10 protein-coding genes are annotated in these 11768 nt (G+C 31.8%); 2 read left to right on the top strand and 8 right to left on the bottom strand.

What is annotated here, in order from left to right; genetic code table 11:
- Positions 1-36 precede the first annotated feature (36 nt).
- Positions 37-978, top strand: coding sequence for a phosphoribosylaminoimidazolesuccinocarboxamide synthase (locus tag FOF46_RS03140; RefSeq protein WP_143915438.1), 942 nt, complete (start codon positions 37-39; stop codon positions 976-978).
- A 440-nt stretch (positions 979-1418) separates the two neighbouring features.
- On the opposite strand, the gene FOF46_RS03135 is transcribed toward FOF46_RS03140, so the two are convergent.
- From FOF46_RS03135 to FOF46_RS03100, 8 genes are all read right to left on the bottom strand, one after another.
- Positions 1419-1931: a hypothetical protein gene (locus FOF46_RS03135; protein ID WP_143915437.1), complete on the bottom strand. Its 513-nt coding sequence runs from the start codon at positions 1929-1931 to the stop codon at positions 1419-1421.
- Between the two features lie 192 nt (positions 1932-2123).
- Positions 2124-2963, bottom strand: coding sequence for an HAEPLYID family protein (locus FOF46_RS03130; RefSeq protein WP_143915436.1), 840 nt, complete (start codon positions 2961-2963; stop codon positions 2124-2126).
- A 215-nt stretch (positions 2964-3178) separates the two neighbouring features.
- Positions 3179-3637 (bottom strand): hypothetical protein, encoded by a 459-nt coding sequence (locus FOF46_RS03125; protein WP_143915435.1) that lies wholly within the window; start codon positions 3635-3637, stop codon positions 3179-3181.
- Between the two features lie 84 nt (positions 3638-3721).
- Complete coding sequence (locus FOF46_RS03120) at positions 3722-5107, bottom strand: sensor histidine kinase (RefSeq protein WP_143915434.1); 1386 nt, start codon at positions 5105-5107, stop codon at positions 3722-3724.
- Positions 5097-5798 (bottom strand): response regulator transcription factor, encoded by a 702-nt coding sequence (locus tag FOF46_RS03115; protein WP_143915433.1) that lies wholly within the window; start codon positions 5796-5798, stop codon positions 5097-5099. Before FOF46_RS03115 ends, FOF46_RS03120 begins: the two co-directional genes overlap by 11 nt.
- A gap of 328 nt (positions 5799-6126) precedes the next feature.
- Positions 6127-6531: a glyoxalase gene (locus FOF46_RS03110; RefSeq protein ID WP_109436844.1), complete on the bottom strand. Its 405-nt coding sequence runs from the start codon at positions 6529-6531 to the stop codon at positions 6127-6129.
- Positions 6532-6737: 206 nt separating this feature from the next.
- Positions 6738-9806: a hypothetical protein gene (locus FOF46_RS03105; protein WP_143915432.1), complete on the bottom strand. Its 3069-nt coding sequence runs from the start codon at positions 9804-9806 to the stop codon at positions 6738-6740.
- A 75-nt stretch (positions 9807-9881) separates the two neighbouring features.
- Positions 9882-10619, bottom strand: a complete 738-nt coding sequence (locus FOF46_RS03100) for a LolA-like protein (RefSeq protein WP_109436842.1) — start codon at positions 10617-10619, stop codon at positions 9882-9884.
- 90 nt (positions 10620-10709) lie between these two features.
- On the opposite strand from FOF46_RS03100, the gene FOF46_RS03095 reads away from it, so the two are divergent.
- Positions 10710-11600, top strand: a complete 891-nt coding sequence (locus FOF46_RS03095) for a DUF72 domain-containing protein (protein WP_109436841.1) — start codon at positions 10710-10712, stop codon at positions 11598-11600.
- Positions 11601-11768 lie beyond the last annotated feature (168 nt).

The following is an 11768-nucleotide window of genomic DNA, read 5'->3' as shown; positions in this document are numbered from 1 at the left end:
CGATTAGGATTAAAACTTAAAACATGAAATTAACTAATGAATACAATAGTAGATACAAACTATAATTTCCCAAATCAAAAGTCTGTTTATAAGGGAAAAGTGAGAGAAGTATATAGTATAAATGATGAGCTTTTGGTTATGATTGCAACTGATCGCTTATCAGCATTTGATGTGGTAATGCCCAGAGGTATTCCTTTTAAAGGTCAAATACTCAATCAGATTGCTACCAAAATGATGAAGGCTACTGAAGATTTGGTGCCGAACTGGCTAATTGCTACTCCAGACCCAAATGTTGCTGTTGGTCATCTTTGTTCACCTTTTAAGGTAGAAATGGTGATTCGAGGATATCTTTCTGGTCATGCTGCACGCGAATATAAGACCGGAAAAAGAATGTTATGTGGAGTTGATATGCCCGAAGGAATGAAAGAGAATGATAAATTTCCAGAACCAATTATTACTCCTTCGACCAAAGCAGATAATGGAGAACATGACGAAGATATCTCTAGAGAAGAGATATTATCAAAAGGAATAGTTTCTGAAGAAGATTATGTGATTCTTGAAGAATACACACGCAAACTTTTTCAACGAGGATCAGAAATAGCAACAGAGCGTGGATTAATTTTGGTGGATACCAAATATGAATTTGGAAAAACAAAAGAAGGAGAAATTGTTTTGATAGACGAAATACATACTCCGGATTCTTCTAGATATTTTTATGCCGAAGGATATGAAGAAAGACAGCAAAAAGGAGAGTCACAAAAGCAATTATCAAAAGAGTTTGTAAGACAATGGTTGATTAGTAATGGTTTTCAAGGTAAAGAAGGTCAGCAGATACCAGAAATGACTGATGAATATATTCATTCGGTTTCTGAACGTTATATTGAATTATATGAAAATATCACAGGCATTCCTTTTGAAAAAGGGGATGTTACCAATATAGAGCAGCGTATAGAAAAGAACGTATTGGCATATTTATAAGTGTATTCTTTTTCTGCTTTTAAAATTTAAAAGAAAGCTGATCTTTTTTTATAAGAGATTAGCTTTTTATTTCTATAAAAAATAAAGAATCAATCAAGGATAAAATACATATTAATTCTGCGCAATGAGGACCATAGTCAGAACATAATCCAGTCCTTGGATCAATATATTGTTTTCTACCCTCCATTAATAGATATTTGTTGTTTTCTGTTTAGTTTTTCAATACTATTAAGGTTTATTTTTTTTACCTTATACAGGTTTTAAAAGTTAGTATTCTTTTAAAGATATATGAAAAGTTTTGTTTTTTGATACGGTATTAACTCAATTAACAGTATAATATACAATATATAACTATTAGAATATTCGAAATGATATAATAAAACTTTCCATTTCTTAGTATGAAAAAGTTGTATTCAAAAATAAAAAAAGCTAATCAAATATTAATATTTTGATTTTCTGGGGTAAAAAATGATTAGTTGTACAATGATTCCAATAAAAATCAAAAAAGTGATTTCTACTTTTAAGAGTACTTTATCTATACTAAGTAATTTTTGATTCATTCTTGGAAGTTGTAATTGTGCATTATCTTTGAACTTAATATTTGCCAGAGCATCTATATTTTCTAGTATAAGATCAATGATAATGTTCATTTCTGAATGTACTTTTTTTACAGTTTCATGTGTCTTGCCCGCAATGGATTCTTCTAGATCCAGTAACCTGATATATTTTTTTTCTAAATTATTAAAATGTAGCGATTCCTTTGTTGTTAGTGTCGTGGCTCTAAAGTCGGTTAACAATTGTTTAATTGTTATACTTTCCCCGAAATTATTAGAAAATGTAGTATTAGTATTTAACTGTAATCGTTTTAGGTTGAAAAGATGATTCAGTTTATACACATAGTGTTGAGTAATTACATGATCTTTATATGATGAGTCTAAAGAGCTTAGTACCATTGATAAGTGTCTTTGATTTAGCCAATTAGTTGTAAGAACCAAGATTACTACCAAAAATATTGCTTTAATCAGACGAAAATTAAAAAATAAGACTGATTTTATCGCTATAATTTTTTTGTATATTTTTATTATACTATTCATCGAAACTGCAACATAAGGTAGGTTTTCAATACGCTTCGCAAGTATTTAATTTTATTTTTTATGTCCTGGTTCATAAATTAATCTTAAAAATGTACTGAATCTTTCATTCTTTCTACTTATCGGAATACCTGTCACTATTCCGATCAATAAGTCGTTCGTTATTCCAACTCGCATTTGTGGTCTTATCGTCATATCAAAGTCTAACTCATTCACATTTTTATTGAACTCAATACCAATGAAATTTCTGGTACCACTTATCATATAATGTATATTGGAGTTTATTTGCCAATTTGTATCAATAACACCATTAGAAAAATGGTGGATAAATTGAGGTCCGGTATATAGTAATGTATGAAAATTTTGCCCCCATCTCTTTGCAACGATATAAAATGGATTATAGACATTACCTGTAAATAGTGTTTTCTTTCCGTAGTTGTCGAACTCGGTCATCTCAAACTCATGGATATATCCAATGGCCATAGAAGTATTAAGCTTTTCTGATACAAAAAAAGAATATTGTGCTGCAAGTTTTAAACTGTTTAGGTTGCTGGAAGGTGCGTTTCCGTTTTGGGATGATGGATAAATGGAAAAAGGCAGTTCAACTTCCAAACCCAGTCTATCTATAGGGGCCCATTCATATTCTACTAAGGCTTCATATTCATCATATACGTTTCTATCGGTAATACCAAATCCAACGTTCCATTCTTTTTCACCTTTTCTTGCGCCCAAATCTCTTATTAAATCAATATATAGGGGTTCGGCATGAAAATTTTTAATGGGCTCCTTTTTTTCGATTTCTTGTATATAAATACTATCCTTGGTTTGTTTTCCTGATTCTTGCGCCTTGACTTTTGCCAATGCGAATAATGTAAAAATAATTGTAAGTCTCATTTTTAATTTATGATTGCTGAAATGAAGTTTATTAATAACTTTTTACGGTCATTTTATGTGAGTTATACAGGAAGATTAATCTGTAGCTATTTTACTGTGATTTTTTGCAACTCAATTTTTAAAATAGATTTTTACTATTTCGATAAAATACCTACTATATCTAAGTTAAGAAAACCCTTTTTTAGGAGAAAAAAATGACCTCATATTAATTTTCTTTAATACTGTTTAGCCCAATCTTCCTCTTCCTTTGTAAGATTTATTTGATATACTTTAGGCACATTTTTTAAAATAAAATACAAGGGGTCAAATGTAGAATTATGCGAAAAATCCAAATCTCCTTTTTGAGGTACTACTGCAATTTGTATTTGGTGTTCATCCCTAAAGTTTTTAAAAGCGTATGAATTGACCCCAATGAATAACTCTATTAGAATTGAATTAATGTTTATATAATATCTATTAACAAGTTTGTTTTTTGCTTTAGAAAATTCCTCACTATTAAGTTCAGCTATAATTTCTTTCGAAGAGAATCTGTAAAGATCACCCTCCCAAACAGGTAATCGATATGGATATACCAGTATAAGATTAACTATTTCTTTAGGGTATAGATTAAAAGCGTATTCTGCTAATTTTAATGATTTGATGCTAAAGTCTGTAGGAATCAATATTTTTTTCATAATGCTCGTATTTTATTTTGATTACAATAGTAATCCCGAGACATTAAAAAAAGATAAGAATGAGATTGGAATGAGATTAAAATTTTAACTAGCTATCGTTAACCCTTGATCAACATTAGGTAACTGTACTAAGACTTGTGTTCCTTGTCCTATTTCTGAATGAATTTTTAGCTCTCCACCGTGAAGATGTATTATTTTATGGGATAGGGGAAGTCCAAAACCAAACCCTTCATAAGCCCTTGCATTCGAGCCTCGGTAAAAAGGTTCAAAAATATTTTTAACATCATCTTTGGGTATGCCGATACCTTTATCCTTTATAGAGATGAGAATTGAATTCTCCTTTGCCTTAAGACTAAGGTCAACTTTTGCATTTTTTGAATATTTCAATGCATTGTCTAAAATATTTAGTAAAGCTACCTTTATAAGGTCGTGGTTTCCTTGAAAAATGAGCTTATCAGGATTTTTGGGCAAAAATTGAAAATCACAATTTATTTTGTTTGAAATGGAAGTGTCAAAACTTGTTTTTAATTCGGTTACAAGCTCATCAGCTCGTATATGTTCAATAATCAAACCTTTTGAATCAGATTCGGTATGGGCCAGTTCAAGAAGAGCATTGATAAGCTCATTAAGTCGTAAAGCTTCTTTTTCAATGGTTTGAAGTGTAACAATATATTCTTGTTTAGTTCTAGTACTGTTAAGCGCAATCTCTGATTGACCAATGATAGCTGTTAAAGGATTCTTGAGTTCATGTGAGGCATTATGTATAAAACTGCTTTTCATTTCAAAAGAAGTTTCGAGCCTATCCAACATATTGTTGAATGTTCTAGATAGTTCACCTAATTCATCTTTTTTATGTCCGTTGGCCAATCGCAGGTCAAGATTTTTTGCCCTTATTCTGTTTACCTGATTTGTGATATCAGAAATAGGCTTTAAAACTTCCTTTGCATAATAGCGCCCAATTACTAAAAGTATGATCAAACTCAATACATATCCAGTTAACAGTGTTCTTAAGAGATTTTGCATTTTTGCAGATCCGTAAAGATCTTCTGCAGAAAGTACTACAATAAAATCTCCCTGATTATCCTTATAAAGAATAGCTGTATAATGTTTTTTCTCTATTTTGGCCTCTGCATATCCGGAGGCAAAGACTTCATTAAAGAATTCCATTTTCAATAAGGATTCGGGAGATGAAACCAAAGTTTTTCGAACCATATCGACTTTCAAAATATCTTCTTTCTCGTTAGGTAAGATTTGTAAGTGTTTTTTACGTATATCTTCGTATATATTTGTACTTAATTCATCTTCTTCTAAATACGTCTGTGCTGCAATTGATGCCCTTTGCTTTAATCTAAGATAAAATTCATTTTCTGTATAATGTTTTACAGAAAAATAGATAAATAAAAATATTGACAGCAGTAACAAGGCAGTGAGCAATACAAACATTAATGTTATTTTATTTCTAATCTTCATTGTCAGCAGGCTCACGCAAAGTATATCCCATACCGATTACTGTATGGATTAGTTTTGGTTTACAATCCTTATCTATTTTGTTTCTAAGGTAATTGACATAAACGTCAACGACATTGGTTCCAGGATTAAAGCTAATATCCCATACATTTTCAAGGATATCGATACGGCTCAAAACCCTATTCTTGTTTTTTAATAAAAACTCGAGTAAACGGAATTCTGTGGAGGTTAATTTGATTTCATCGCCAGATCTTTTTACTATTTTGGCGTCTTTGTCAAGTTCTAGGTCGAGTATAGTTAATTTTTGGTTTATGACAATTGAAGATTCATGTCGTCTTGACAATGCTCGGATACGGGCCAATAGTTCTTTAAATTTAAAAGGTTTTACCAGATAGTCGTCGGCTCCTGAATCTAGACCTTTGACTATATTTTCGGTTGTTCCTAGTGCTGTGAGCATTATAATGGGTAGATTTTTATAACCAAGTTCCCTGATTTTTTCAGCTATTAAAATCCCGCTCATACCTGGTAAAATAACATCAAGAATAAGCAAATCTATTTCTTTCTGTTTTAACAGTTCCAAACCTTGTAGACTTTCATAAGCTAAAAAAACTTCATATCCCGATTCACACAATCCTTGCTTAATAAAAGCAGCTACATTCTGTTCATCTTCTATAACCAATATTCGTTTGATCATGTGTGTGTGCCCGATAGTATTTGGAATAGTATGGGTTTTAAAATCATAAAGCTAAAAATTAAGCCTCAGGGTTCATTGCGAATGAGATTAGAATAGTATTAGAATTTTAAAACAGTATCCGTATGATTTTTAATACAACATACTGAATTATCCTTTTAATTAGAATCTACCTTTAAGGTTTATAATATTTTTTAACATAACATAGGTTAATAGTTATTATTCCTTTAAAGATATATGTAAAGCTTTGTTTTTTGATATGGCATTACCACAATTAACAATTTTACAAGAAATGTATAATGTAATGTTTAAAAACAAAGTTACTTAGTAATCAGGCAACTTTATATTCTAATAGCTGTACACTATCATGTAAACGTTCTTTTACAATATTCATCATACGTTTATTTAAAGCCGAAGAATTTTTGATATAAATAAGATATTCTTCTACTGTAAATTGCCCAATAATCATCCCTTTAAGGCTATTCCTGAATTTCATATCCTTTTGAATAGCATTTTCGATGAAATCAAAACGCTTTTCTAAGGTTAATTCGTAGAACGTATTTTTTCTTTTTGTAATATAATTTTTAAATACTTCAATTAATAAGTCTCCTTGTAGTTTTATGATAGGCCGAATTGTTTTATTCTGAAACTGCTCATCATTAGACATGTTTTTAGAAACTTTAGCATTTAATAATTGAGGACGTATTGCCAATAAATTTGATTCCCTGTTTTCCATAATAAAGAAGGTTTACTAAAAATACTTAATTGTGGTACTCAAAATCAAGATCTGAATTAGAGTTTTAAACTAGTTATAAACAATAATGGCTTAAATTTAAATCTAATGTACCCTTTTTATAAGTGTGTTATATTATCTTAATGCTAACTTATATATACATTACACCCCTCCTGGGAGGGGTGTAATAGATCATAAAACTATAGATGTTATTTAGTCAAAAACTTCTCTTTATCTAAAATTTCGGCAGTAGTATTTCCTGATTTTTCCAGATATTTGTTAAGTTTTGCGATTTGTTTGTTATTAATTTTTTCGTAAGCAGTTTTCCCTTCATTTAGCCTTTTCTCCAAAACTTCTTTATTCTCTATTTGTGAGAAAGAAGGTTTCTCGAATTGATCTGCAACTTCTCCATACAATTTTGATAGCTTTTCTCTTAATTGAGGTTCTGCTTCGTTAACATAATTATCTCCTGTTGTAACTACCAGAGTTTCTTTTAGAGCATTTAATGTTGCAATTACGGCAGAAGTAACTTTTTGCGATGCAGGATCCTTTTTAGCAATTCCCTCTGCTTTTTTAATGTTTTGATCAATTTTATATACCAAATATGCTAAATCCTCCATGTCATCAAATAACTCTTTTGTTATTTTACGATGTACAATTCTATCATTTTCTGTAATTAAGGATTTAGGATCATTTTGTAGCGTTATAGTGCTTTCATATTGCTTTTTACCTTTGGTAAGTATAACCTTATAGGTTCCTGAAGGAGCTCGCGGAGCCGTAAATCCTCCAAAAGTAAATGTCTTTCCTGCTGCGACCTTTGGTGCTTTTTTCCTAAAATTCCAATCTACAATATTAATTCCTTTACTTTTACCGGGAACAAGACTAACGATTTCATTTCCATTTTGATCCTGAATAGAAAGAGTCATTTTTCCGAAGGTATGTCTCTTTTTGAGGTAGTAAATAATTTTTGCCGAAGCACTTGGATTATCACCAACAAATTGAAGCTCTGTGCTTCCTCCTCCAAAACCGCCTTCTTCTTTTATGGCAAACGACTTGGTATCAAAAAAATGAACATCTTTAATAAGTACCTCTTGGTTTATTTGCCTTAAGGGAGAAATATCATCTATAATGATAACACCTCTACCATGAGTTCCTAAAACAAGGTCATTACTTTTTTTCTGTAGATCAATAAAATGAACTGCTGTTGCAGGCATGTTATTAGTGAAACGAGACCAGTTTTTACCACCATTAATAGTAATAAATAATCCAAACTCGGTACCAAGGTATAATAAGTCTTCATTGACATAATCTTCTTGGATATTTCTTGCAAAACCAATGATTTCATCAGTAACAATGGATTTCCATGTTTTTCCAAAATCAGAAGTTTTGTACACATAAGTAGTCATATCTCCAGATGCGTGACCATCAAAAACAGCATATGCAGTAGCTTTATTATGTGTGCTGGCTTCGATGTGATATACCCATGTGTTTTTTGGCAATCCTTGAATATTTGCAACAGTATTGGTCCAGGTAACCCCGCCATCTTGCGTAACTTGTACGTTACCATCATCGGTTCCTACCCAAATAATTTTTTGATCTATAGGTGATTCTGCAATTGTAAAAATTGTAGTATGTGTTTCTGCACCGGATTTGTCTACCGAGATACCTCCGGACTCTTTATCCTGTTTTGCAGGATCATTGGTAGTAAGGTCTGGGGATATTTTTTTCCAATTATCTCCCATGTCTTCGCTTACATGAAGAAATTGACTTCCCATGTAAAAGCGATCGGGTTGATGATTACTTACTGCCATTGGAGCGTTCCAATTAAAGCGTAAATCAGCTTCTCCTTTAATAGGGAGAGGTTGTACATTTTTGGTGTAATTTTTATCCACATCATATCTCCATACATTTTGCGCTCCCTGCATCTCAGAATAAATAATGTTTTTTGATGGATGTTTTAAAACTCTAAACCCATCTCCGACACCTACGCGTTTCCAATCGCGAGCTTCTATTCCCCCGGGAGAGGAAGAGGGACCCCACCATGAACCATTGTCTTGTAGTCCTCCATAAATATTATAGGGTTCTTCATTGTCTACACTAATATGATAAAATTGGGATACAGGCAGATTATCTACCATATCCAAGGTAGCACCACCATCCCAACTTCTGTAAACACCGCCATCGGTTCCAACATACATAGCATCAGGATTATTAATATCAAAAACAATATCGTGTATATCTGCATGCATATCCCCAAGATTTTTGAAAGTCTTTCCTCCATCTCTGGATATGGATCCAAACAAACCTCCTTTTACCAGAATATCTGGATTTTTTGGATGAACCACTAATCTTGAGAAATAGAATGGCCTTACTACAAGTCCAAAATCTCCATTGAGTAGTTTCCAGTTTGCACCAGCATCATCAGATCTATATAATCCTTTATTTTCTTTACTTTCTACAACAGCAAATACTATTTTAGAGTTAGAAGGAGCAATAGCAATCGCAAATCTCCCTAAGTCACCTTTGGGAAAGCCATTATGAATTTTGTTCCATGTTTTTCCTGCATCTGTAGATTTATATAATGCGCTCTCTGGTCCTCCAGAATTAAAACCCCATGCGGTTCTCCTAAATTCCCACATTGCTGCGTACAATGTATTTGGATCATTAGGATCCATGATAAGATCATTAACTCCGGTTTTTTCATTAACATACAATATTTTATTCCATGTTTTTCCGCCGTCTGTAGTCTTATATACTCCTCTGTCTGGGCTATCACCCCATAGAGCACCCATGACACCAACATATACTTCGTTCGAATTTTTTGGATTGATCTCGATGCTGCTAATTCGTTCTGAATTTTCGAATCCCATCTTTTTCCAGTTAGCGCCTCCATCTGAAGATTTATATAAACCGTCACCGATAGAAACACTATTTCTTGTCCAGATTTCACCTGTTCCTACCCATACAGTTTTATCGGGATCATTAGGATCAATGGCAACCACACCAATAGATTGAGCATGGTCATCAAAGACTGAAGTAAATGAAGCACCTGCATTTTCAGATTTCCAAACACCACCACCTGCAGTTCCTGCATAAAGTACTTTAGAATTTGTAGGGTGATTTTCTAGATCAATTATTCTACCGCTCATAAGAGCAGGACCGATTTGTCGTGCCTCTAAATTGCCAAAAAGCTCTTTTCCTTTTAAGACAATATCCTGAGATTGTATACTTATTGAATATAGAATACAAATAGCCGCAACAATTGTTTTTTTATACATAATTGTTTTGATTGGTTTAGTGTGAATAAAAAATCCCCAAAAAAATAATTTTTTGGGGATTATAATAGATGTAGATTATTTTTTTTCTGGAAAAGCAAAAACTGCAGCATCAACTTCAGGATTTAACTTAATTTCTTTAAAGCCCAGAGTTTGAAATTGATTACTTATAGTAAATGGAAAATATACTCCGTTTACTTCCTGGTAGTCACTAACAGAAGACTTTACAGTTTGACCTTTCATTGGACCTTCATTGATCTCTGACTCTATTATTATAGGAACAAAGTTTTCTGTGTCAAAATAGTAATGAGAAATATTAGGTTTTGATTCTCCGTTGATAAGAATTGGATCTTTAGTAAGTTTTATTTTAAATGTTTCTGTACCATCTATAGTTTCTTTGCCAATTAACTCTACGGTATATCCTTTTTCTTTATAGTTTAATAATGGGTCTGGGAAATCTTTGACTTGTTTTTTAATATTTTCGGTTGCTTCATTATCCCTTTTTTCTGCCTCCATAGTTTGTTGATTTCTTTCCCATGATGTTTCTCCATCAAAAGCAGACCATACCATTCTATTACCTTGAAGTTCGATTGTAACTACTTGTTTACCATTTTTTGTTGCTACTTGTTCAAATGGAATTTCCATATTTTGCATTTTCATGACTCCAACCATTTCAATACCTTCTAACTTTTCCCAGTTTTCTTTTCCACCGGTATTTTCAAAATAATTGTTTATGATTTCGTCAGCTGTCTGAGCGTAAAAAGAAGATGATATAGCTAAAACAAAAGCTACCAAAATTGATTTTAAAGCATTCATTGTTGTAAGTTTTTATGATGTTGTTATAAAGTTAGTTAACCAAATCATATTTTTGTTACACTTTATATTAATCTTTTTTTAATAATTGATATGCAGTTTGGCAAAGTAGAATATCCAGAAACAATTGATTTCACCTTACCAGAGGATGATGAGAATACTGGAAGAATTTTAAAAGAAACCGCTTCAGGAAACCTATCTATACATGTTGGTTGCGCAAAATGGAACAGACAAGATTTGAAAGGTTTTTATCCCAGAGGAACAAAAGATGAGTTAGAATATTATTCTAGACAATTTAATTGTATAGAACTAAATGCTACTTTTTATAGGATATTTCCTGAAGAACAATTTAAAAAATGGTACGATAAAACGCCTGCGGGATTTAAATTTTTCCCCAAACTTGTACAAAACATATCACATTTGAAAAGATTAAACGAAGATGTACAACCTTATGTAGATCAATACTTGTCTAATGTGATTCATTTAAAAGAAAAATTAGGAACTATATTTTTACAGTTACACGGTAATTTTGGTCCCAAGAATTTTGATAGAGTTATTCGGTTTATAGAACAATGGCCTAAAGAAATACGACTTGCAGTAGAGTTTAGGCATACCGACTGGTTTAATGATACTGTAGTAGCAAATGATTTATATACCCTTCTGGAAAATAATAACGTTGCTAATATTATTACTGATACCGCTGGAAGAAGAGATTTGTTACACATGCGCTTAACCAATAATGAAGCATTTATACGATATGTAGGAGCAAACCATGAAACTGATTATACAAGACTTGATGATTGGATTAAAAGACTTGGTGAGTGGAAAGAGCAAGGAATTTCTAATATACATTTTTTTGTACATCAGAATATTGAAAAAGAGTCTCCATTATTGTCGAAGTATTTTATTTCTAAATTAAATGAACATTTGAATGTAGATTTAAGTTTACCAAGTCATCTATCTGATGATTTATCTCTTTTTTAGGAGTAAAAAAGGATACCTAATTTTGAATCTAGATGATATAGCGTACAGTTTTTGCATATCAGATTGTTAAAAAAACAAGATGTCTTGTATTTCATCGATTTTATTTGTACTTTGCCGATGTTATTAAAAGAGAAATAAAGTTTAAATCCGTTTTTATTTAAGAAATAG

This window comes from Aquimarina algiphila (genome assembly GCF_007489275.1).
GTDB lineage: Bacteria > Bacteroidota > Bacteroidia > Flavobacteriales > Flavobacteriaceae > Aquimarina > Aquimarina algiphila.
The sequence above is the reverse complement of the archived record's forward strand: the minus strand, read 5'-3'. Positions and strand labels throughout refer to the sequence as shown.

What these genes read in the sequence shown, in the direction of transcription:
- FOF46_RS03140 (WP_143915438.1), top strand. Translation starts at nt 37, where the DNA reads ATGAATACAATAGTAGATACAAACTATAATTTCCCAAATCAAAAGTCT.
- FOF46_RS03135 (WP_143915437.1), bottom strand. Translation starts at nt 1,931, where the DNA reads ATGGTACTAAGCTCTTTAGACTCATCATATAAAGATCATGTAATTACT.
- FOF46_RS03130 (WP_143915436.1), bottom strand. Translation starts at nt 2,963, where the DNA reads ATGAGACTTACAATTATTTTTACATTATTCGCATTGGCAAAAGTCAAG.
- FOF46_RS03125 (WP_143915435.1), bottom strand. Translation starts at nt 3,637, where the DNA reads ATGAAAAAAATATTGATTCCTACAGACTTTAGCATCAAATCATTAAAA.
- FOF46_RS03120 (WP_143915434.1), bottom strand. Translation starts at nt 5,107, where the DNA reads ATGAAGATTAGAAATAAAATAACATTAATGTTTGTATTGCTCACTGCC.
- FOF46_RS03115 (WP_143915433.1), bottom strand. Translation starts at nt 5,798, where the DNA reads ATGATCAAACGAATATTGGTTATAGAAGATGAACAGAATGTAGCTGCT.
- FOF46_RS03110 (WP_109436844.1), bottom strand. Translation starts at nt 6,531, where the DNA reads ATGGAAAACAGGGAATCAAATTTATTGGCAATACGTCCTCAATTATTA.
- FOF46_RS03105 (WP_143915432.1), bottom strand. Translation starts at nt 9,806, where the DNA reads ATGTATAAAAAAACAATTGTTGCGGCTATTTGTATTCTATATTCAATA.
- FOF46_RS03100 (WP_109436842.1), bottom strand. Translation starts at nt 10,619, where the DNA reads ATGAATGCTTTAAAATCAATTTTGGTAGCTTTTGTTTTAGCTATATCA.
- FOF46_RS03095 (WP_109436841.1), top strand. Translation starts at nt 10,710, where the DNA reads ATGCAGTTTGGCAAAGTAGAATATCCAGAAACAATTGATTTCACCTTA.